The sequence below is a fragment of the Pseudomonas sp. GL_091 genome (assembly GCF_057837725.1).
Genome location: NZ_CM174451.1, coordinates 3,248,160 through 3,269,593, shown reverse-complemented (window position 1 = coordinate 3,269,593; position 21,434 = coordinate 3,248,160). Strand labels below are relative to the sequence as shown.

Genomic DNA, 21,434 nt, shown 5'->3' with positions numbered 1-21,434 from the left:
CTGCCGCAATTGCCTTTAACGGAGCCGTTTCATGACCATTCGTGCCTCACGTTTTGCCCCTGCCTGCCTGACAAGCCTTCTCGCCGTATTCGCCTTCGGCTCAGCCCAGGCGGACGAAGTCCAGGTGGCTGTCGCTGCCAACTTCACCGCGCCTATCCAGGCCATCGCCGCTGATTTCGAGAAAGACACCGGGCATAAGCTGGTCACCTCCTTTGGCGCCACCGGCCAGTTCTACACCCAGATCAAAAACGGCGCGCCGTTCGAAGTGTTCCTCTCGGCAGACGACAGCACCCCGAAAAAACTTGAAGCCGAAGGCGATACCGTCAAGGGTTCGCGCTTCACCTATGCGGTCGGTACCCTGGCGCTGTGGTCGGCCAAGGAAAGCTACGTCGATGCCAAGGGCGATGTGCTGAAAAAGAACGAGTACCAGCACCTGTCCATCGCCAACCCGAAAGCCGCGCCTTATGGCCTGGCGGCTACCCAGGTGCTGGCCAAGGAGGGTCTGACCGACAAGGTCAAGGACAAGATCGTTGAAGGCCAGAACATCACCCAGGCCTACCAGTTCGTCTCCACCGGCAACGCCGAGCTGGGTTTTGTCGCCCTGTCGCAGATCTACAAGGACGGCAAGATCACCAGCGGTTCGGCCTGGATCGTTCCCGCCAGCCTGCACGACCCTATCAAGCAAGACGCGGTGATTCTCAACAAGGGCAAGGACAACCCGGCCGCCAAGGCACTGGTTGACTACCTCAAGGGGCCGAAAGCGGCAGCTGTCATCAAGTCCTACGGTTACGAAATCTAAATGTCGCTATCGAGTGCCGATCTTTCCGCCATCTGGCTGACCCTGAAACTGGCGTCCCTGACGACCGTCATCCTGCTGATTGTCGGCACTCCAATTGCGTTATGGCTGTCGCGCACCCGCTCCTGGTTGCGCGGCCCGGTCGGGGCGATTGTCGCCCTGCCCCTGGTGCTGCCACCGACGGTGATTGGTTTCTATCTGTTGCTGGCCCTCGGCCCTCACGGGTTCTTTGGCCAGCTCACTCAGTCACTCGGCCTTGGTACCCTCACTTTCAGTTTTGCGGGGCTGGTTATCGGTTCGGTGTTGTATTCGATGCCGTTTGTGGTCCAGCCACTGCAAAACGCTTTTTCCGCGATCGGTACGCGCCCGCTCGAAGTGGCCGCGACCTTGCGGGCCAATCCCTGGGACACCTTTTTCAGCGTGACACTGCCCCTGGCCCGCCCCGGCTTCATTACCGCGGCCATTCTCGGTTTCGCCCACACCGTCGGCGAGTTCGGCGTGGTGCTGATGATCGGCGGCAACATTCCCGAGAAGACCCGTGTGGTCTCGGTGCAGATCTACGATCACGTCGAAGCCATGGAATATGCCCAGGCCCATTGGCTGGCCGGGGCGATGCTGGTGTTCTCGTTCGTCGTTTTGCTGGCGCTGTATTCCAGCCGTAAAACCAAAGCGGGCTGGAGCTGATCGATGATTCAAATGCGTCTGAAACTACGTTACTCGGGCTTCGCCCTGGACGTCGACCTGCAGCTGCCGGGCCGTGGCGTCACTGCGCTTTACGGCCACTCTGGCTCGGGCAAGACCACTTGCCTGCGCTGCATCGCCGGCCTGGAGCGGGCCGATCAAGGCTTTATCCAGGTCAACGATGAAGTCTGGCAGGACAGCGAACACAAGATCTTCGTCGCGCCGCACAAGCGCGCGCTGGGCTACGTGTTCCAGGAAGCCAGCCTGTTTCCTCATCTGTCGGTGCTGGCCAACCTGGAGTTCGGCCTCAAGCGCATCCCCAAGCCGCAGCGTCGGGTCGACATGGCCCACGCCACCGAGTTGCTGGGCATCAGCCATTTGCTGGACCGGCACCCACAACACCTTTCAGGCGGAGAGCGACAGCGCGTCGGCATCGCCCGCGCCTTGCTCACCAGCCCGAAACTGTTGTTGATGGATGAGCCTCTGGCCGCGCTGGATGCCCAGCGCAAAAGTGAAATCCTGCCGTATTTGCAACGTCTGCACGACGAACTCGACATCCCGGTGCTGTACGTCAGCCACTCCCAGGATGAAGTCGCGCGGCTGGCCGACCATATCGTGTTGCTCAGCAACGGCAAGGCGCTGGCCAGCGGCCCGATCGGCCAGACCCTGGCACGCCTCGATTTGCCGCTGGCAATGGGGGATGACGCCGGTGTGGTGATCGAAGGTCGCGTCAGCGCCTATGACGCCGACTATCAATTGCTCAGCCTGCAACTGCCCGACACCACCCTCGACATTCGCGTGCCGCATACGCCAATGGACGTGGGTCAGGCACTGCGCTGCAAGGTCCAGGCGCGGGATGTGAGCCTGAGCCTGCACAATGCCGGGCAAAGCAGCATTCTCAATCGCCTGCCGGTCACTGTGGTCAGTGAAATGAACGCCGACAACGCCGCCCACGTGCTGATTCGCCTGGACGCTGCGGGCACGCCGCTGCTGGCGCGGATCACGCGTTATTCCCGTGATCAACTGAACGTCCATCCTGGCCAACAACTCTGGGCACAAATAAAAGCGGTCGCGGTGCTGGCGTAAATCCGCCGGCACGGCTGCACCGGACAGAGGTCACTGCCTGAACCGACGAATTAACTTGTCTATTTTTTGCACGATCACCAATGGCTTCTATAGTTGAACTGAACACGAAACAGCTGCGGAGACGCCATGGAAGACATTTTCGTCGTGAAGCGTTGCAACAAGATCATCATCCATGGCCGCCGTGAGGGTGAAATTGACCACCTGCCACCGGATGCCGCAGTCTGGTACCGCATCGCCGATACCCGCACCCAAGGCTTTATCGGTGATGGCTACGAAGTTGAAGAGGACGCTGTGCGTGTTTGCCGTCAGTTGAACGCTAAATCACAAGTGACAGCCCGACAAAGTTGACGGCTCGTCACCATTTTTTAACGGGGCTATACTGAAATAGTTGAAGGATCAGTAACCCTTTCGGCAGAAAGCTCGCTCCAGGCGGGCTTTTTGCTGCCACACCCAGGTTTCTTGAACGGAGGTGTCTCCCATGTCCGAAAAAGAGTCCATCACCACCCTGCTCACCTTGCTGGACTCGCGTCAGGCTCGCTTGGCCGCCGCCTGCAAGGAAATCGCCGACTGGGTCGATCATCAAGGCGGACACCCCACCGCCCTCAGAATTCGTGATCGCCTGAACGACATCGAGAAGGACACGCCGCTGATCCGGCATACGCTGTCGTCTCTCAAACCTGTCGACCGGCCTCTGCCTAGGTTCAGATGATCCGTCACGGATTTGCGGTACGAGGACAGGCCCGATTCGGGCAGCATGATCGGTGACAGTGACGTCTCCGAACGTTTGGCTGCCTGCTGGATTTCCATCCTTTCTCACAACCCGACCTGGTGTCGGGATTTTTGTTGCCCAAAACCAATCGAGAGACCTCATTACTTGTCGACGCCCTTGCGCGCGGGCTCCATGACCTCGCGCAGGGACATGCGTTTGAACGCCTCGACCAGTGCGCGCCCTTCCTCTGGCGCACAAGTAACCGCCAGGCGCATGGTCGCCTCGCCCAGGTGCCAGATCAAAAACGCGGATTCCTGAACCTGTAGCTCATCGCTTTCCGGAAATACACGAAGCATGGCCTGGGCCAGCAGCGCTCCGGCAATCCGGCTCTCCCCCAACTCCAGCTGCAATAACTGCTTGTCGGCCTGCATGCCGGACCAGATGTCACGCATCACCGGTGTCGCCATCACGATCTCGTAATACTGATCGAGCAGCTGCGTATAGGCGGCGCGCAAATCCTTGGCATCTTCGACAGCCTCCATTGCCTCTGCAATGCAACGACGGCTCTGCGCGTTGTAACGCTCGGCCAGCGTACGGATCACGGAACTCTTGTCGGGGAAATACTGATAAAGGGAACCGATCGAGATCTCGGAGCGCTCGGCGATTTCACTCATCTTGAGTTGGTCGCTGCCCTTGTCCGCAATCAATTGAGTGGCCATGGCCAGAATCCGCTCCTGACGATCGCGACTGCGTTGTTGCGTGGGATTACGTCGAACCGCTTGCGCAGCAGGCTGTTCGAGGGTTTCAGAGGGCTTTTTGCGCACGAGCGAATTCCCGATCAATAACGTGACATGTACTCACCTTAGCATCGACGCTCCCTACGCCCAATAACAGATGTCCACACGTCGGGGAATTCGCTTTGGCGGGTTGACGGCAAAACGTGAGCATCTATCATCTTTTAAACGTGAGCATAACTCACATTAACCGATGGAGATGAACGCGATGAAAACGGCTCAACCAATCACGCTGGTCCTCGGCGCCACCGGCAAAACCGGACGGCGAATCACACAACGACTCGAAGCGGCCGGCTTGCCCGTACGCCGGGGTTCCCGCGACGCCAATCCCCCCTTCGACTGGGAAGATCGATCAACCTGGGACGCCGTGATAGATGGCGTTCATTGCGTCTACATTTCTTTTCAACCTGATCTCGCCGTTCCGGGTGCCCTTGAAACCATCAAGGCCTTCACCGACCTGGCAGTGAAAAGCGGAGTCCGCAAACTGGTTTTGTTATCCGGGCGCGGCGAAGTTGAAGCGGAACAGGCCGAACGCGTCGTACAGGACAGCGGGATTGACTGGACGATTCTACGGGCCAGCTGGTTTTGCCAGAATTTCAGCGAGGCACACTTTCTTGAACCCATTGTGCAAGGTGAACTCGCACTCCCCGTCGGCCAGGTCGCCGAACCCTTTGTCGATGCAGAAGACATCGCCGAGTGTGCCGTCGCGGCACTGACCCAACCCGGACACACCGACCAGCTCTATGAGTTGACCGGCCCTCGGGCGTTGACCTTTGCTCAAGCCGTGACCGAGATTGCCCGCACCACCCGGCGCAACATCGAATTCGTGGCCGTACCGCCGGACGCCTATCGACAGGCAATGGAACAGGAACAACTTCCCCCGGAGTTTATCGATCTGGTGTTGTATCTGTTCACGACTGTGCTGGACGGTCGCAACACACCCGTGGCCGATGGCGTGCAGCGGGCACTGGGTCGGCCGGCCCGCGACTTTAGCGACTACGTACAGCGCACTGCCGCTACGGGAATCTGGGGAAATGGAAGTCCGATGTAAAGCAGTGGCGAGAACCTGCTTCGTCGACTAGGGTTTTTGCGTATCGAACTGCGGCGCCTTTATTGGCAGGAGCCTGATCAAGGAGGTACCCATGTCACCCAATCGTAGTGCTGAACAAACCTACCGCCAGTGGTCCAGCCCGATCCTGTTGGAACTCAAGGAGCGAGAACATCAAATGAACCCGTCAGACCGCCAGGCCTTGGAAAACGTACTGCTGGAAAGAAGGCTGATCGATACCGGCAACCCAACCGGCAGCGATCGCCGCAAGGCAGACCCGGCATCCTGAAAAACATCAGGCGACCACTATCAAGATAGAAATAATGGAGCAGAAACAAACAAGGGCTTGCATCCGCTTTCGCTTGCAAGCCCTTGGTTTTATGTGGTGCCCGACACTGGAATCGAACCGGCACACCCTTTCGAGCGGTAAATTTTAATTCCTGAGGGGAAATCAATCAGACTGTACTCTCCAATAGTTTGGCAAGTCGCATGCATTTCAAACAGGCTAGATACATACTCCCTACTACCCGACCATCAAATTCACTGGCGCTTTAACTTCCTTTACGACAAAGGAGGTGCAAACGTCTTTGACACCTGGAAAACCATTTATATTTTTTCTGGCAAACTCACTGAATCCAGCCAAATCAGTTGCCAAGACCGTTAACTGGTAATCATAAACACCTGAAATGCAGTGGCAGGCTATAACCTGCTCAAAAGAAGTTATCGACTCCTCGAAAGCATTCATATGGGTAGTATCCTTTTGATCCAGGGATACCTGTACAAAGGCAGTAATAGCGTACCCAAGCATTTCGGTATTAATGCTGGCATGGTAGCCTCGCACCAGACCTATTTCTTCAAGTCTTTTGACCCGTCTCCAACATGGAGATGCGCTCAGTGATACCAGCTCAGCAAGCTCCGCACTCGACAGCCTTGCATCCCGCTGGAGCGCCGCCAATATGCGGCGATCCGTAGAGTCTATCTTAACCTTTGGCATGATCATTTCAAAAACCCCAAAAATACAGAATATACATTCCATATCCTTTCAATAGAGCAAGGGATTTTAGCATAAGTTTTTTTCAAGACGGCCGTAGTGTCTTCCCACCGGTTCGCATACTGCGCTGGGCTGGGCTGGGAGCCCGCTGCCTTGAAGCGACCCCACAAGGGACTAGTTCTCGGTTAAGCAATAATATCAGTTTAAGCCCGAGGCGCGGCAAAGGTTAAATTTGCTAAAAATCCAAAATCCTGACATACAATTAATTTCATTCAGTGGCACCCCAAGCTCCCGGACTAACTTACGAACTGATGGTGAAGCGAACGGCAAAATTTCATTGGAAACTACTTTCTTAATGTTTGCCTGACAGCGTTATTGGGAATAATGGGCGAAAGCAATTTCGATGCCCCCTCACAAATTCACATCAACATTCCCAAGGGGCTGTTTCGTCAAATCCAATGTCGTATTTTTCAATTGCACGAGAACAGATTTCAGCACTAAGTTGCCCTTCGTGCACCAAGCCCCACAGGGCGCTAAGGACTATCTGATGACGGTCGACTTCAAAAAATTTGCGTAAAGCTGTGCGGGTATCGCTGCGACCAAAACCATCGGTACCCAGAACGACATAGTGATCCTCAACATAGGAACCAATAAGTTGCGCAAGCGCGCGCACGTAATCGGTCGCAGCAATGATTGGAGTCCCCTTCGGCAAACACTCACTCACATGGCTAGTCTTCTGATCGCCTTCAGGATGATGCCGGTTCCAGCGCTCTACTCCCCTGGCGTCCCTGGCGAGCTCTGTAAAACTCGTGACACTCCACACCTCGGAATCGACCTGCCAATCTGCGCTCAGGAGTTCTGCTGCAGCCATCACTTCGCGCAAGATGGTTCCTGATCCTAGCAGCCGAACTTTGTTCGATTCCGTTCCACACTTTTGTTCTGAGAAGAGGTACATGCCTTTGATGATGTCTTTCTCAACATCAGTCGGCAGGCTAGGCTGAGCGTAGTTCTCGTTCATAAGGGTGACGTAGTAGAACTCATCAACCTGCTCCTCCAGCATCTGACGCATGCCATGGTCCAGAATTACGGCGAATTCACCAGCGAATGCGGGGTCATAAGCTCTGCAATTTGGCACCAGAGCAGCCATCAAATGACTACTGCCATCTTGATGCTGCAGACCTTCCCCGCCCAAGGTTGTACGGCCTGCCGTGGCTCCGAGCAGAAAGCCTCTAGCCCTCTGATCAGCTGCCGCCCAAATGAGATCGCCGACTCGCTGAAAACCGAACATTGAGTAATAGATGTAGAACGGCAGCATGGGCAGACCATGGGTGGCATAGCTGGTTGCCGCTGCCACCCAGGAGCTGATGGCACTCGCTTCGCTGATACCCTCTTCGAGTATTTGACCATCCAGCGCCTCCCGATAGCTCAGAATCGAGCCAATGTCCTCTGGCTCATAATGCTGACCGACGCTGGAATAGATACCGATTTGCTTGAACAGATTCGCCATCCCGAACGTCCGGGCTTCATCTGCCACAATGGGAACCACACGCCGTCCCAAAACAGGATCTTTCAGCAAGCTGCTGAGCATCCTGACAAAAGCCATAGTCGTGGACATTTCCTTGCCTTGCGCTTTGGTGGCAAAGCTTGCATACACATCCAACCCGGGTACCGCAACCACAGGAACATTCGTTTGCCGGCTTGGCGTAAAGCCCCCAAGGCTTTGCCGACGCTCAAGGAGATAGCGAATGTCACGACTATCATCGGCAGGCTTGTAGAACGAGAGAGTCTCAACCTGCTCATCAGTCAAAGGAAGATTGAATCGATTTCTAAAGCCAATAAGGGTTTCGCGATCAAGCTTCTTTTGCTGATGAGTCGTCATTTTCCCTTGGCCGGCTTCGCCCATCCCATAACCTTTTTTGGTCTGGGCAAGAACCACAGTAGGCTGGCCCTTATGAACAGAAGCAGCGTGGTAGGCGGCATAGATCTTCACCATATCGTGGCCGCCACGTTTCAGCCGATCGATTTGTTCGTCTGTGAAACCTTGGGCAAGCTTTGCCAATGCTTCGTTTTGACCAAAGAAATGATCCCTGCTGTAACGTCCGTCTTTCGCCGCAAAAGTCTGGAACTGCCCATCAACGGTTTCCGAAAGGGCCCGCACCAGGCTTCCGTCAGTGTCACGGGCGAAAAGTCCGTCCCAATCAGACCCCCAAACCAGTTTTATGACGTTCCAGCCAGCCCCGACAAACAATGCTTCCAGCTCGTCGATGATTCGCCCATTGCCTCGCACCGGCCCATCCAACCGCTGAAGATTGCAATTGACTACCCAGATCAGGTTATCCAGCCCCTCCCTTGCAGCCAAAGTAAGAGCTGACATACTTTCCGGCTCATCCATCTCACCGTCACCGAAAACGCCCCACACTTTTCGCTCAGATGTGTTTAACAGGCCACGGTTGTGAAGATACCGCATGAATCGGGCCTGGAAGATCGAACTAATCGGGCCGATGCCCATCGATCCTGTCGGAAATTGCCAGAAGTCCGGCATTAACCAAGGGTGTGGATAGCTGGACAAGCCCTGTACCCCGTGGCTGGAAGCGGTGATCTCCTGTCGGTAATGCTGAAGGTTCTCTTCTCCCAGCCGCCCCTCAAGAAAGGCTCGCGCGTAAACTCCGGGTGCCGAATGAGGTTGATAGAAGACCAAATCGCCACCAAAAGAGTCGCTCCTCGCTCTGAAGAAATGGTTAAAACCAACCTCGAACAAATCAGCCGCACTCGCGTAGCTGGCGATATGACCACCCAAGTCCCCATATGCCTGGTTAGCACGTACGACCATGGCTAGAGCATTCCACCGAATTATCGATGACAGGCGCTCCTCGATTGCCAAATCGCCTGGGAATGCAGGCTGCTTTGTCACGTGGATGGTGTTGATGTAGGGCGTAACCAGCGTAGGTTTCCAGCCAATGCCGGGATCACGGACCAGACTGACCAGCTCATCGATGATTTCGCGAGCCCTCTCAGGGCCGCTATTTTTAATCAAGGAAAGTAGCGCATCACGCCACTCTGCAGACTCCTGCGTGTCGCTTTCGCTGGTGGAAAACTCCAAATTTTCAGGAGTACCGTGCCGGGAACTATTCATGGTTATCTCACCTCACATCAAGAAGTCTAGCCACCATTAGGAATGGTTGACTGTGGCTCCAGCAATAGCCGCGACATCCTGGTCACCCGACCATCAAACATAGGTCAACCAATGAGCGTACTTTTCATTAGTTCCATGTACTGCGCAAAAGTAGACCTCTTGAAGCTGCTGAGTGATAGGGCCTCGCGAGCCCGCGCCGATTGTCCGACCATCGAGCTCACGAATAGGTGTTACTTCAGCAGCGGTACCTGTAAAGAACGCCTCATCGCAGCAATACAGTTCGTCGCGAGTGATCCGTTTCTCCCGAATTTCGAAGCCCAAATCCCGAGCAATTAGCATAACCGAGTCACGGGTTATGCCATCAAGGCAAGACGCCAAATCGGGAGTGTAAATAACCCCGTCTCGAACCATGAAAATATTCTCGCCAGCACCCTCACTCACATAACCCTCGGTATCCAGTAATAGCGCCTCGTCAAATCCGAGCGAAGTAACCTCTCGGTTAGCCAGGATCGAGTTGATGTAATAGCCACAAGCTTTTGCACGCACCATGGAAACGTTGACGTGGTGGCGGGTGAAAGACGATGTTTTTACTCGAATGCCTTTTTCCATGCCCTCCTCCCCTAAGTAAGATCCCATGGGCCATGCAGCTATGGCGGCATGAATTGTGTTGTTTGTTGCTGCGATACTCAGAAAGTCTGAACCGACCCAAACCAAAGGACGTAGATAGCAAGCGTCGTACTTGTTTGCTCGAATGACTTCTTCGCACGAGTTACGAATAGTTTCTTCATCAAACGGAACTTCCAGCTGAAAAATTTTAGCCGAGTTAAAAAGACGACGAACATGCTCTTTCAATCGGAAGATTGCAGGGCCACGTGCAGTTTCGTATGCGCGCACACCCTCGAACACGCCCATGCCATAATGAAGTGTATGGGTCAAGATGTGAGTTTTGGCCTCACGCCACTCAATTAACTCGCCATCTTTCCAGATTTTCCCATCACGATCTGACATCGACATTTACAACCTCCAATACAAACCATAAAAACAATAAATACTCATCGATACCACTCGATGTTCAATTCGGTATTATCTTTTTAAGTTGAAAGCATCCAAGGCGTCTGTCGCCCCCTTGGCCAACCAACCTGTATCAGAGTGAAGTGCGATAAAGGTCACGCCCTTTTCCCTGTACTGGCGCGCTTCCTCCACCGAGGTCGCAAAGATTCCCACTGCTTTGGAATGCTTGCGGGCAGCTGTCAAGACTCTCTCTACCGCAACCTTGACATCATCGTGCCGGGTCTGCCCCAGTAGCCCCATGCTTGCAGACAAATCAGCCGTACCAATGAACAGGCAGTCAACGCCCTCGACTTCAGCTATAGAGTCGACGTTCTCTAGCCCTTCCACTGACTCGATCAGGACAATCGCACAAGCCTGGTTGTTTGCGGATTTGACATAGTTATTGTCCAGCCCATACGCCCCCGCTCTGACCATTCCAGCGACGCCCCTGACACCACTTTGATCTGGTAGTGGGAATAACATCGATGCCACTGCGGCTTGCGCGTCAGCCGCACCATTGATGTTCGGGAAGACAATAGTCTGTGCCCCACAATCCATGGCGCGCTTGACCAAAGAAGGATCATTGGCGGTTACTCGTACTGCACCTACGGCTCTTGCCCCATTAAAACCCGCCGCATCAATGGCTCTAAGTTGAGCAGCAATATCCTGGGTATCACTAGGGCCGTGCTCGGCATCGATGACCAACCAATCAAAACCACAATGAGCAATCAGTTCAGCGACCACAGGGCTCGCGAGCGTCAGCCAACAACCGAGGGTTGGTTTAGCGTTTTTTAAACTGTGCTTGATTGGATTTACAAAGCCCATGGCAGATCTCCTGGCATCGTGATGCGGCGGTAATCGATGGCTCATGTTAGGCAAATACCAGGGGTATTTTTTGCGCATTTTCATAAACAGAAACGACATGCGACAGAACATTCATTCCACTTTTTTGGCATCCGCGAAATCGTCATGCTGCTGTCGGTGAGTTTCAGTGGAATGCCGCCGAAGCCGAACTCACGCCCAAACTCACATAGACGTTTTCAGTTCACCGACATGCCAAAACCATTGAGTACATCTGGGTTATTTGTAACTACAGAAATCGTTGAATCGAGAGATCTTGGCTGTGAAGGTCAGATCGACGCACCCGGTCGAGTCGCCAAATTTTACGTCGGGTTAATCACCCATCTGCCACGCTAGAACCACCCACTCCGATCATCTTCCAGTTCCTGGCGGCATTGCTTGAATTGCGCGCTGTAAATTTCTGACTGCTTTTGCACTTTCTGGGCAACCTGCATCAGCCACGGTTTACTGCGATAGGAATTGCGCCTAAAGCCCCCACGCCCCTCGTGGTAAGCCAGGTACTGATAGTAGGTGTCCCATTGGGAGATTCCGAGCTGACGTTGGGTGCCGGTGGCGTACCAACCGATAAACATGATCGCGTCATCGAAGCTGTCACGCGAACCACCGTTATCAGTATCGTCCTTGTACTCACCCCACACCGGATCTTGAGCCTGCGCATAACCGTAAGCCGAGCTGACTCGCCCCCAAGGGATCACCCAGAGCAGGTAGTCACGAGGTGGCAATGCGTCCGCCACGTAGCTGCTTTCCTGCTTCATGATCGCCATGGCCACATGCAGAGGCGTTCCATATTCACTCTGCATTTGCAGTGAGTCCTCATACCAGTCGGGATACTCACGGTAAATACTGCAGAGATTGCTTTGATCTTTTGGTGGCATAGTCGTGCAACCTGTCAAAAACATAAACAACAAAGCCAACAACAAAACTTGTCCTTGTTTCATACATCATCCTCAAAAATCAGGGCATAAGGTGCCCTCCGTTTACTGCAAGGAGCCAGAGTCAGGCAGGTGCAGGTAAAATCGTCAGAAGCGGCCTTTCTCGAACCGTTAAATCCACGTCGCCTCAGGGCAAGCAGCCCCTACCAAAAGCGGTCGGTGAAACAGGGTCGCTACTATCTCCATAAATGGGGCATTACACCCACCCAATCGGGCGTTTATCACCTAATTTGAGGAATGCACCCCCCCTTCACCCTTTCCCTCGCTTGTAACACTCCAAATCAGCCTGTTAATTAATTTGAGCTTTTTCTTCGCCCTATTGAAATGGCTCATTAGTTGCACCACCCCCTGGTACCCGCAACAGCTGTCGTCCCGGACATCATGGATGACGGCGGGGCTCGCCAGATTCGGCATGACGCGAGGGGTGAGAAATGAAACGTGCGACACCACCATGCAGCTCCATCGCCTTGCTGCTCAGGTCAAGCCCGCCCTGTGCGATGCTCCTTACCGACCCCAAGGCCGCGCCGGCCGTTTTTGTTCACCCTGGTGCTGATGTTCCTCGCTTACATCGGCCTGGCACTGAGCATCTGGCCGAACATCATCCCGCCATCCGTCAGCCTGTGGTCGGCGGCGTCACCGGCCTCCAATCGGCTGTTCGCCCTGATCGGCGCGCTGTTCATCCTGCAGGTGATCCTGATGTACGCCTTCTGGAGCTATTAGGTGTTCCGCGGAAAAGTGAGAATTGATGATGGCTTCCTCTGATAAATCAATTGCTCGAATCACGAAAAGACCGATGCCCCTTTATAAGCAGGTCGCTCAGTTGGGCCTAATGTTTATCGCGTTGCTGATGATGCTGGCGTTGTCTGCTGCACTGGCGATGGAGTTGACCTTTGGAACGCTCTGACAAGTCCGGTAAAAAAAGCAAATCATCCTCTTGGTACCGGCCTTCGGGATGCGATGGATCTTGCCTGCTTGACCGGTCAGTGGGTGACTGACACACGACTTATGGACGAGCGAGACATTCGAGATGGGCAAATTTTGGTGCTACAGGGGAAAACAAACACCAAGTGGCGGATTGAGATCACGAGAGAACTGAAGATTTTGATTGATCGAATCATGTCCGGAAAGTCGGAACACAAGGTCCGCTCATTCGGCTGATCGTTACGGAGGTCGGCACACTGATGTCGGTGGCGATTTCGCGAGGACGGTTTGATGCGGCCACGATCAAAATTGCGACCCAGAAATCAACAAGGGTTTGCATTAGCTTTCGCCCGCAAACCCTTGATTTTAGATAGTGCCGAAGCCGGAATCGAACCGGCACCCCCTTACGAGCGGGGGATTTCAAGCCCCAAGAGAAAATCAATCAGGCCGCACCTTTCAATAGTTTTTTCGGGTCGCAATCACGCCTTTTTGGCTGCCATCCAGGCCAATGTTTCCGCATACCTTTCAGAGATTGCGGACCGGAAAAACCACCCATTTCAGAGCCAAAGTATGTTCTCGCTCCGAAGCGAACTACACCACAGATATGCCGATCACGCATACCATAGCGTTTCGCTGTGTGGTTCTCGGCCCCTAGCACCCCATGCTTGAAATGGCCATAAAGCCCAGCATTTGCTGACTCTTCTACTGGCGCACCGGAGTGAGCACGCAAGGGTAGCAATCGGCCGATTCTGTTGAAAAAGTCGGTGATCCAAAACTGCCTGATCATTGATCGGTGAAAACGCCTTTTTTTGCACGCTACTGCGTGAAATCTGCGTCTGCAAACCTCTGCCGAAAGTAAAGATTTCAATCTCGGACGCGTACTGTTCTGATGGGCAAACCGTGGCCGACTTTTTCAACAGAATCGGCCAGGAACGGACGTCTATAGATACGAGCACTTAACCCAGTGCCAGCTGAGATGCTTGTTCGCAACTAGGCTGGGTTCGCTGATGGGTTACGCTGCCGTTGGTCGGCGCCTTGCGCAGCAGTGCGATAGAAAACTGTAGGAATAAACACTCGTGCCGATATCAGTGAGGCAAGGCCTGCGCGCGCCTGAACTTGAACCTGAGCGAACGAGCACATTGATGAGTGACAAATCTTTGGAAGAAAAAGCGGCAGTGATGGTCGACCCACATGAAACGATGGCCAGTATCGGACAGATCACTGCCGGGCGCGATGCCCTGCAACAGCGCCTGGACAAGGCTGATCGCGCGGCTCAGGAGCTTCAGAAGCAACTGGACTTGGCAAAGACGCTGATGACCCGTCTGCTGGCGGCGAGTTTTGCGTCGACCGGCAAACCTTCCGCGCCCCTGACAAATTGGGGGCTAAATGAGATCGACGTTGTCGAACGGGAGATGGCCTGCTATTTGAATCCTACCAATGAGGCGAGTGCCGCTTGATAGGTCGCGCACTGAATGCCTACAGGCCGCGTAGATATTGGCTCCAAGCAGAATGCCGCTGTTGGGTTACCACAGCGGTTACCCATCGTGGTGTACCCAACCTGACTGGGCCTGCATGATCGCAGGCCCTTGGCGTTTCGGGTTGGGGTTACTCATGGGTTACCCCTTGACCAGTGACCGCCGCACCCGTATCAATGGATGCAGGATTCAGTTCGGTTGATTCCGGTCCGCTTGAACGAAGGGTTAGGCCTCATGCTGCAACATTACTTTGGTGGGAAGCGACTAGCTATCAATTCAGCTAGCTCGCCAAACCCGAGTGCCACTGCGATCAAGACCAACAGTGCCGTGATTGCTGCGAGGAAGAGTCTGTACCACCGTGCATCGTAAGCGCGTCGGACGGGCAGTACCGCGTACACGAGAGCTATGGATCCGAGGCACAGTTCAACGATGGCTCCTACTAGCAGACCGGTACGAGACAACGACTGACCCTGAATGAGCCAAATCATGCTCACGACGATATGGGTGAAGAGAACTTGCGTACCCTGTACATGCTTCTGCGTAAAATACGGATTTCAATCTCAGGCACGTGCTTTTCTGCCGTAGAAATCGAAGTCGACTTTTTCAACAGAATCGGCCGATTTCTGCCTTGGCCAACGACAGCTTTTGGATTTCAGCCCTTCGTGACAGGCAGCAATCGGCCAAAAACAGCCATTTACCAAGAATAGCGCAAACAACTACATTGAGAGCGACCCAGGCGCTGCGGTAGTTTCTGTCGGAACACACTGCCAACGCCCATCTAAACTGACCTCTGCTGACGGATCAGCCCCCATCCTTTTTGTTCGACCCCTTCTAAGCCCGCCCATGCGGGATTTTTTCGCCTACTGCTTACAGTGGACGCACCTCTTGGGTTACGCTTTTCTTGTTCATGGAGGAACCGCGATGCCAAATGATCTTAGCCCCACCCCGTTCAATCCTTCCGCTGAAAGCTTTATTGCTCACGGACATACTATCGATGAGGTTACTGCCTGGATCGACCAGTACGGCTCTTCGTCTGTATCTGATCGTATCAATAGGCCAAAGTTACAAACTTGGGCATTCAACAAACCCCAACGCCTACTTTCTAACAACCTAACGTCTATCAAGTTAACTCGCATGGAGTGCGTTTTGCTTGACTTATTAACAAGCAGCGAGAAGCGCGTTATTAGCAACGAGGAAATCCTTATAAAGTTAAACTGCCCATGTGTCTCAGTAGGCTGCAAGCGAAATTCAAGAAGCTCACTAAAGGCGACAGCCTCCTCCGCTCAGTAAGAAATCGTGGTTACTGCCTTACCCAAACAATAAATCCTGAATGAGTTTTAAGCCTCTGGTTCATGGCTGAGACCTCTTTCACGAAGCAATGGCACGCGATCAAGGCGATCAGTCCTTAATCACCGTCGCCAGTGATAGCGCCAATTCTTTGAGCTCACGCCAGTCCGTCCCTAGTTACTCAGCTTGGGCTGCAGGATCACCCGAGCCAGCATCACCAGAATGCCTAGAACGCCGTAGGCTGCAGGAGGCAGTACCGCCTGCAGCTGAGGCAGCATCTGCTCAGCAATACCCAGCGCTGCAATCGCACCGCCAGCCTGAACGCTGGACATCTTCAAAGCATCTTTCCAATTACTAATCAGTTGCATATTTTGTTGCCTCGGGTGCTGGGAAAGGTTCAGGTAAGCGCCTTCTGCGCGACCTGGTAAAACGCAAACTGGCGGACTCGCTATGAGCAAGAGAAAGCCCAACAACATGCGGGCGCGGATAGAGCGATCGTGCCGAGCACTGCTGAGTACCAACCATGTCGTGGTGGTGAAAATCGATCCCAGTGGCCACCAGGGCATGATCAACTGGAAGAGCTGCAAGAGTATCCGACCAGGCCAACGCCTCGCGGACGCGGTCTGCGACTTTGCTCACCGCTGGACGATCTTTCTCAGCGTCCAGTGCCGCGATCAACACGGGCACCGCTACACCAAATCAATAGAGGTAGCGCCACAAGGCAACTATCTGGCCGCGCACCTCGAAGACGTGATCGAGGAAACCTACAAAGACCTGGTCGCGGAGAGCAATCCGAATCATCGGGTCGCTTCGGGCTGGATCGCCATCCCCGCCGAGATATCGCTGACTGAAGAGCAGGCCGCAAGGGTGTTCGACGCCGTGGGTGTCTGGAATCAGCAGAGGGCAGCATGAAACGCATCAGCAACCAAGTGCGGCAGCGCCGACGACAGACATGGCTGGATCTACCGGCCCACGGAATTGAAGAGGCAGGCCATGGCCGAGGAACAGCAGGAGCCGACGGCGGAAGCCATCAAGCAGCGCAAGAAGGAAGCAGCCAAGAACGCCGCGCTGGGCATCAAGAAGTTCACGATTGAGGTGGCCGGGGTGTTTAAGCCGGACCTCAAGCGAGTGATGGATCAGCACGGCATCAACAACCAGCAGGACGTTCACCAGCGGCTGCTGCGAAACCTGATCGCTGCCGACATTGAGACTCAGGTCTGGATGCTGCGGAATGTCACGACACCTTATGAGCCAAGCGAAAAGGTGTTGCGACAGTTGTGGGCCGCCGGTCTCCAGCACCTTGTGAAAGACCCGGGCGAGCCTGAAGACGAGATCATCGAGCCCAGCTGAAAAGCAAAACCCCGGACATGCCGGGGTTCAGGGGTGTCTGGCGAGGTGCCTCCGAAGTCGATACCAACTCCACGTTGTTGGCGTTAGAACACTCAACCTGCTCGCTTCGATGAATCGAATCTAATCGATAAGCCCCGTAATCACAACCTGTCGCATCCGGTCACGGACGGCGGCGCCTACGACCCTACGTGCGAAAGCTCTTCATCAATGATTTGCTCTGCATTCTTCGCAGCGGTTGTCGCAAACTCGTAACAGACCCAGTAGTCCTGCTCTGTTACGGATGCAGATCCCTGCAAGTTCTCTAGGCAGCGCGTTAATGCATGCTTTATCAAGCCATTATTTAGAGCATTGCGGGCTGCCTCTTCACCTTCAACCGCTCGAATGGCAGCTTCAATTTCTTCGATCTGCTCAATCTTTGCCGCCAGCGCGACCTTGGCGAACTCATCTCGCTCGATGATTTTGGTCCAAGAGTGATCAACTATCAGCGTTTTCATTAGTAGCTCCCAGTCTTCCTGGCTCATTCCGGGTTATCAACCAATAGCCCACAAACTCACATCTCGCAACCGCATCCGGTCACGGAGGGCGGCGCCTACCCGATTAACGCTGCAAATTCAGCAAAGCTGTTTGCCACCGCCTGCATGCTCCCCTCTGGGTCTACACCATCGAAGGCAACTATCGGCCAGGGAGCCGCCACCCGCAGATTGAAAGCAAACATCTGACTACCGCCATCGCCTCCAAAAACAAATAGACCAGGAGCAGTTTTCGCATGCTGTATTCCAGCAACTGGTAGTACTCGTAGGGTAGTTCTCGGGGCGCTGCAGCACGAAGAGTGTCCAAAGCCCCAGCAGAGGCCCCCTCGTTACCGCTCCAGCTTGAATTGATTTTCACTGATAGGCCTACTTGTTCCGGCCCCGTGCCGGGCCGAACACAAATACCCCACATCAACGAATGACGCCAGCCGGCGAGGCTGGCGTCTGCCTGGAGATAGCCATGAGCACATTTGCAGTATTCGGAATGAATGAGCACTTCGCCCGCGAAGAAGCGAAGCGCAAGGTTCGGGACTTCAAGATCGAGAAAGGTAAGCGGATCGATATTTCCATGAGCCAGTGGCTCCAGGCTGTCGAAGAGCGCGTGATCAAGATCATGGACGGAAAGCGGGTTGCCCAACTCAGCAGCATGTTTGATGCCCCCCAGTACGCCGCCGAGTATGCGGAGCGCATCCGTAAGCTGGGGCGGTGCCGCGACGTGATCATCAGGGCGAAGATCAAGCTGCCGCAGAACGATGCAAAGCGGAAGTCGGCGACTGTCGAATCAATCTTTTCGACGATTCGGGAATCCGTCAGTGATAAGCCGTTGGCCTACCGTAGCAGCACAGGAAGGATGCATAGAAATAGTCTTTATTGTCCGTGCGTACGCATAGCCATCGTATCTAACGACTGCGTTCTCTATCGCTTTTCCGCACTCAAAGCAAAGGTCAGCAGGCGTAAGGCTTTCAAATAGCGGCGCGTTTTTTTGAGCGTCTACGTGATAGGTCATCTCAAGCTCCGTGATCCGGCTCCATGCCGGGCCGAACACCATTACCTCACTTCAACGAATCACGCCAGCCGGCGAGGTAATCGGCTGTCTAGAGCAATTATGAATCCCTACCTGATCGCGGGCCCTGCCCAAATCGGCCCCAATGTGCGCCGCTTACCACAGCCTGTCATCTGACCGTCCATACTTAGCCATCCAAGTTAAAAACTCATTACCTGTAAAAGTAATTCGAATCTTGCCATCCACTATAACAATAAGCTCCTTAGCAACAAGAAAATCTAAATATGGCTGCATCTGCCATTCATCCATAGCTGGTTTGAATTTCTCTTTGTGCACCTCCCACTCACGCTCCACCTCAGCTAAGGACATCCCAATGACACCGCGAGTATTTAGCAGTTGGAGCAGCTTAATTTGACCACCATAAATGTATGAATAAATACCTTCAAAATAGCAAAGCACTCGCCAGCCCGCATCATTAGCAATGAAGGTATTGCACCGCATCGGCGTCATTCTTTCCGTCGACTTCATTTTTAACGAGTTCTAAAGCAAGTCCAAATGTATGAGGAAAATCACCAATCGGTATATCTTTGAAGTCACCATCTTTGGTTGACGGTTGAACCGGAGGCGCTTGTGATTCAACCTCAAATCCATCCGCACCGATTTTCTTGATTCGAGGGATAACGCTTTTAATCTCTCCTTTGAAGTAGTAAACCCCAATACAGAACATAATCAGAACTGCGTGAGGCCAGCCCAATTCGCTCCACAGCGCTGCGAACACTCGCTCAATCCATTCCCACACAGCAATCACACCAAGAATAAAGCCAGGCCAGTCACAACTGGTGCCAGGTAATCCGCTCAAAACTCCTACTCCCCTTACCGGTCATACGCCAGATCATCAATCAATAGCCCACAAACCCAAATCACGCCACCGCCCGGCCATGACCCGGCATGGGACGCCCCATGCCCACAGAAAACAAAATCCCGGTCATCTACGTGGCCGGGCCGTACCGCGCTTCTACTCGCGAACTGATCACCGAGAACATCGCGGTAGCTCGATCGGTGGCGGTCAGCACCGCCCGCCTAGACTGGTTCCCGATTTGCCCTCACACCAACACCGCGCATTTTGACGATGACCTGCCGAATCAGGATCAGTTCTTCCTCGATGGCACCCTGGCACTGATGGAGCGATGCGATGCTGTGGTGCTGATTAACGGATGGCGTTACAGCGCCGGCACTTTGGGCGAGATTCATCGAGCGCGCGAGCTTGGCATCCCGATCTATGCATGCCTCGCCGACTTGCCGCCAGCCGCTGAATTCAACGGCATGACGGTTGTGAATGCCCATGATCTGGTATCGATGGGGTGACTGTCGGTCTCACCTTTTGTCGTAAGTCGATTGACTGACAGGGACCTTTGGAGCCCAGTAATCAGCTGGCTAAACCTGATCAGAAGAGAAACACCATGTCGAAGATAACGGTGATATCCGGTGACTTTCTGGCAGGTGATGCTGAATTTCAATCTGGACTGTTCATTTTAAAATCCGCAGTAAAGCCTTCTCTTGAAATAAAGATACCCATTTCAAAACTAGAAACTTTAGAAACAGCAACCGAGGAAATAGTTAATAAGAAAGGGAGCGTTATTCGATGGAGTCTGGCTGGAGCATTGCTTTTAGGTCCGGTTGGACTAGTTGCGGGCTGGTGGCTATGTGATAAAGAAAAGGAAATAACTTTTTACGCAAAATTCAAAGATGGCCGCAGCCTTCTTGCCACAACTGATATCAACACTTACTCCAAATTCTCTACCTCTCCCCACAAGTAACACCATTTTCCCCTTCAACGTCAGCCGCTATAGCGGCAAGGACGAGGTCATGCCTGAAGAAATCGTTTTGATCCAGCCAGCCCCTGTCGTCCGCGATAAGAATGGCAAGCCCCGACATAGGACGCCCCATGCCCACAGAAAACCAAACCTGTCGCGCCGCCATAGGATAAGCGCACGACGGTGATGAAGCCGGCAATCACCGCCGTGCAGCATGCACTTCGCCAGATCGAAGCAAGAACTTCTATCTAATCTGAAGTTACCGACTTTCTAGAACGATTCCGCAGGCTTGTAGATCTCTCTTCTGCATCCCGATGCAGTAAGGAAACGTTGTAATCGTAGGTCGATATCAATGGCAAAGGCTCCTCATTCCGGGACATATCAAGCCATCGCCTTGTGCGTTCGATGTCGAAGGATTCCTTCTTGAACTTCATCTTCGCAACAAGGTTCGCTGAAACCCTGAAGTGTCCACAACCAGCTGAGCATTTGACCTCTGACCAGTCTCCAGGCGCTTGAACAATCCCGGCAGCAGCCTGACAGATTAAGCACTTCATATTCGATCTCCATATCAGTGACCTATCAACTGTAGCCGATCATCGGCGAAGGACATCCCATGCCCACAGAAAACCGATTCACCCGGTTTCACCCGGACCCGCAAGACGCTGATTAGCATCAGTGCAACAGCCGCCGACTTGGCGCCTTCAGCAAACGAACTGCCACCTCCACTCACCCACCTTCTGCCGCCACCCGCGGCATGGAGACGCTTATGAACATTCAGTTTCTTTCCCACACGGAGGTCTGCGAGCTCACCGGCGCGCGGACCAAGGCAGGCCAGATCCTCAACCTCAAGAAAAACGGCATCAGGCACACCATCAAGGTGAATGGCTGGCCAAGCGTCAGGGCGATGGCCGTGACCGCGGTCGGTATGTTTGAGCCAGAGAAACCCGCATGGACACCACGCAAGGCTAGTTGA

General features: G+C 53.9%; 26 protein-coding genes and 1 pseudogene. 16 read left to right on the top strand and 11 right to left on the bottom strand.

Features of this window, described 5'->3' with window-relative positions:
• Nucleotides 1-31: 31 nt before the first annotated feature.
• From modA to AC3ITY_RS14940, 5 genes are all read left to right on the top strand, one after another.
• Complete coding sequence (gene modA, locus AC3ITY_RS14960; protein WP_489310288.1) at nucleotides 32-799, top strand: molybdate ABC transporter substrate-binding protein; 768 nt, start codon at nucleotides 32-34, stop codon at nucleotides 797-799.
• Entirely contained in the window at nucleotides 800-1,480 is a 681-nt protein-coding gene (gene modB, locus AC3ITY_RS14955; RefSeq protein ID WP_489310286.1) for a molybdate ABC transporter permease subunit, read from the top strand. It begins immediately after the preceding gene.
• 3 nt (nucleotides 1,481-1,483) lie between these two features.
• A complete protein-coding gene (gene modC, locus AC3ITY_RS14950) occupies nucleotides 1,484-2,563 on the top strand; it encodes a molybdenum ABC transporter ATP-binding protein (protein ID WP_489310284.1) in 1,080 nt (359 codons plus the stop codon).
• Nucleotides 2,564-2,689: 126 nt separating this feature from the next.
• Nucleotides 2,690-2,911, top strand: a complete 222-nt coding sequence (locus tag AC3ITY_RS14945; RefSeq protein WP_223460652.1) for a hypothetical protein — start codon at nucleotides 2,690-2,692, stop codon at nucleotides 2,909-2,911.
• Nucleotides 2,912-3,041: 130 nt separating this feature from the next.
• Nucleotides 3,042-3,272, top strand: coding sequence for a hypothetical protein (locus AC3ITY_RS14940; RefSeq protein WP_057714650.1), 231 nt, complete (start codon nucleotides 3,042-3,044; stop codon nucleotides 3,270-3,272).
• Nucleotides 3,273-3,433: 161 nt separating this feature from the next.
• Here the strand turns inward: AC3ITY_RS14940 and AC3ITY_RS14935 are convergent, their stop codons facing one another.
• A complete protein-coding gene (locus AC3ITY_RS14935) occupies nucleotides 3,434-4,096 on the bottom strand; it encodes a TetR/AcrR family transcriptional regulator (RefSeq protein ID WP_489310281.1) in 663 nt (220 codons plus the stop codon).
• A gap of 178 nt (nucleotides 4,097-4,274) precedes the next feature.
• On the opposite strand from AC3ITY_RS14935, the gene AC3ITY_RS14930 reads away from it, so the two are divergent.
• Together AC3ITY_RS14930 and AC3ITY_RS14925 are read left to right on the top strand one after the other, a co-directional pair.
• Nucleotides 4,275-5,117: an NAD(P)H-binding protein gene (locus AC3ITY_RS14930; protein WP_489310279.1), complete on the top strand. Its 843-nt coding sequence runs from the start codon at nucleotides 4,275-4,277 to the stop codon at nucleotides 5,115-5,117.
• Nucleotides 5,118-5,208: 91 nt separating this feature from the next.
• The gene (locus AC3ITY_RS14925) at nucleotides 5,209-5,403 is read left to right on the top strand and encodes a hypothetical protein (protein WP_223460657.1); all 195 of its coding nucleotides are present in this window, start codon (nucleotides 5,209-5,211) and stop codon (nucleotides 5,401-5,403) included.
• A gap of 234 nt (nucleotides 5,404-5,637) precedes the next feature.
• On the opposite strand, the gene AC3ITY_RS14920 is transcribed toward AC3ITY_RS14925, so the two are convergent.
• The 6 genes from AC3ITY_RS14920 to AC3ITY_RS14895 form a co-directional block, all read right to left on the bottom strand.
• The gene (locus AC3ITY_RS14920; RefSeq protein ID WP_489310277.1) at nucleotides 5,638-6,150 is read right to left on the bottom strand and encodes an Lrp/AsnC family transcriptional regulator; all 513 of its coding nucleotides are present in this window, start codon (nucleotides 6,148-6,150) and stop codon (nucleotides 5,638-5,640) included.
• Nucleotides 6,151-6,303: 153 nt separating this feature from the next.
• Entirely contained in the window at nucleotides 6,304-6,435 is a 132-nt protein-coding gene (locus tag AC3ITY_RS14915) for an E3 binding domain-containing protein (RefSeq protein ID WP_489310275.1), read from the bottom strand.
• Between the two features lie 94 nt (nucleotides 6,436-6,529).
• Entirely contained in the window at nucleotides 6,530-9,238 is a 2,709-nt protein-coding gene (mdeB, locus tag AC3ITY_RS14910) for an alpha-ketoglutarate dehydrogenase (RefSeq protein ID WP_489310273.1), read from the bottom strand.
• Nucleotides 9,239-9,331: 93 nt separating this feature from the next.
• Nucleotides 9,332-10,252 carry a branched-chain amino acid transaminase gene (locus AC3ITY_RS14905; RefSeq protein ID WP_489310271.1) on the bottom strand — a complete coding sequence of 307 codons (921 nt, stop codon included), beginning with the start codon at nucleotides 10,250-10,252 and terminating at the stop codon, nucleotides 9,332-9,334.
• A gap of 69 nt (nucleotides 10,253-10,321) precedes the next feature.
• Nucleotides 10,322-11,212 (bottom strand): HpcH/HpaI aldolase family protein, encoded by an 891-nt coding sequence (locus AC3ITY_RS14900; protein ID WP_489310269.1) that lies wholly within the window; start codon nucleotides 11,210-11,212, stop codon nucleotides 10,322-10,324.
• Between the two features lie 269 nt (nucleotides 11,213-11,481).
• A complete protein-coding gene (locus AC3ITY_RS14895; protein ID WP_489310267.1) occupies nucleotides 11,482-12,087 on the bottom strand; it encodes a transglycosylase SLT domain-containing protein in 606 nt (201 codons plus the stop codon).
• A 522-nt stretch (nucleotides 12,088-12,609) separates the two neighbouring features.
• Between AC3ITY_RS14895 and AC3ITY_RS14890 the strand changes: the two are divergent.
• The 3 genes and pseudogenes from AC3ITY_RS14890 to AC3ITY_RS14880 form a co-directional block, all read left to right on the top strand.
• Nucleotides 12,610-12,801: pseudogene (locus AC3ITY_RS14890) on the top strand (cytochrome d ubiquinol oxidase subunit II); the annotation flags it as partial.
• Between the two features lie 25 nt (nucleotides 12,802-12,826).
• The gene (locus tag AC3ITY_RS14885) at nucleotides 12,827-12,985 is read left to right on the top strand and encodes a hypothetical protein (protein WP_489310265.1); all 159 of its coding nucleotides are present in this window, start codon (nucleotides 12,827-12,829) and stop codon (nucleotides 12,983-12,985) included.
• A 1,159-nt stretch (nucleotides 12,986-14,144) separates the two neighbouring features.
• Entirely contained in the window at nucleotides 14,145-14,459 is a 315-nt protein-coding gene (locus tag AC3ITY_RS14880; RefSeq protein ID WP_223543907.1) for a hypothetical protein, read from the top strand.
• A 1,478-nt stretch (nucleotides 14,460-15,937) separates the two neighbouring features.
• Here AC3ITY_RS14880 and AC3ITY_RS14875 read toward each other — a convergent pair.
• Nucleotides 15,938-16,132, bottom strand: a complete 195-nt coding sequence (locus tag AC3ITY_RS14875) for a DUF7940 domain-containing protein (protein WP_429560163.1) — start codon at nucleotides 16,130-16,132, stop codon at nucleotides 15,938-15,940.
• An 82-nt stretch (nucleotides 16,133-16,214) separates the two neighbouring features.
• On the opposite strand from AC3ITY_RS14875, the gene AC3ITY_RS14870 reads away from it, so the two are divergent.
• Complete coding sequence (locus tag AC3ITY_RS14870) at nucleotides 16,215-16,676, top strand: hypothetical protein (RefSeq protein ID WP_489310262.1); 462 nt, start codon at nucleotides 16,215-16,217, stop codon at nucleotides 16,674-16,676.
• An 81-nt stretch (nucleotides 16,677-16,757) separates the two neighbouring features.
• The gene (locus AC3ITY_RS14865) at nucleotides 16,758-17,114 is read left to right on the top strand and encodes a hypothetical protein (protein ID WP_489310260.1); all 357 of its coding nucleotides are present in this window, start codon (nucleotides 16,758-16,760) and stop codon (nucleotides 17,112-17,114) included.
• Nucleotides 17,115-17,290: 176 nt separating this feature from the next.
• Here AC3ITY_RS14865 and AC3ITY_RS14860 read toward each other — a convergent pair whose 3' ends face one another.
• Nucleotides 17,291-17,608, bottom strand: a complete 318-nt coding sequence (locus AC3ITY_RS14860) for a hypothetical protein (RefSeq protein WP_489310258.1) — start codon at nucleotides 17,606-17,608, stop codon at nucleotides 17,291-17,293.
• Nucleotides 17,609-18,104: 496 nt separating this feature from the next.
• Here AC3ITY_RS14860 and AC3ITY_RS14855 point away from each other — a divergent pair, with 496 nt between their 5' ends.
• Nucleotides 18,105-18,614, top strand: a complete 510-nt coding sequence (locus AC3ITY_RS14855; protein ID WP_489310256.1) for a hypothetical protein — start codon at nucleotides 18,105-18,107, stop codon at nucleotides 18,612-18,614.
• 189 nt (nucleotides 18,615-18,803) lie between these two features.
• Here AC3ITY_RS14855 and AC3ITY_RS14850 read toward each other — a convergent pair whose 3' ends face one another.
• Both AC3ITY_RS14850 and AC3ITY_RS14845 read right to left on the bottom strand, forming a co-directional pair.
• Nucleotides 18,804-19,148, bottom strand: a complete 345-nt coding sequence (locus AC3ITY_RS14850; RefSeq protein ID WP_489310254.1) for a hypothetical protein — start codon at nucleotides 19,146-19,148, stop codon at nucleotides 18,804-18,806.
• Nucleotides 19,123-19,506, bottom strand: coding sequence for a hypothetical protein (locus AC3ITY_RS14845; protein WP_489310252.1), 384 nt, complete (start codon nucleotides 19,504-19,506; stop codon nucleotides 19,123-19,125). Before AC3ITY_RS14845 ends, AC3ITY_RS14850 begins: the two co-directional genes overlap by 26 nt.
• Before the next feature lie 101 nt (nucleotides 19,507-19,607).
• On the opposite strand from AC3ITY_RS14845, the gene AC3ITY_RS14840 reads away from it, so the two are divergent.
• From AC3ITY_RS14840 to AC3ITY_RS14830, 3 genes are all read left to right on the top strand, one after another.
• Nucleotides 19,608-20,012 (top strand): DUF7768 domain-containing protein, encoded by a 405-nt coding sequence (locus AC3ITY_RS14840; protein WP_489310250.1) that lies wholly within the window; start codon nucleotides 19,608-19,610, stop codon nucleotides 20,010-20,012.
• Nucleotides 20,013-20,107: 95 nt separating this feature from the next.
• On the top strand, nucleotides 20,108-20,464 hold the full coding sequence (locus AC3ITY_RS14835; protein WP_489310248.1) for a hypothetical protein: 357 nt from the start codon (nucleotides 20,108-20,110) through the stop codon (nucleotides 20,462-20,464).
• A 763-nt stretch (nucleotides 20,465-21,227) separates the two neighbouring features.
• Nucleotides 21,228-21,434: a DUF4224 domain-containing protein gene (locus AC3ITY_RS14830; RefSeq protein ID WP_489310246.1), complete on the top strand. Its 207-nt coding sequence runs from the start codon at nucleotides 21,228-21,230 to the stop codon at nucleotides 21,432-21,434.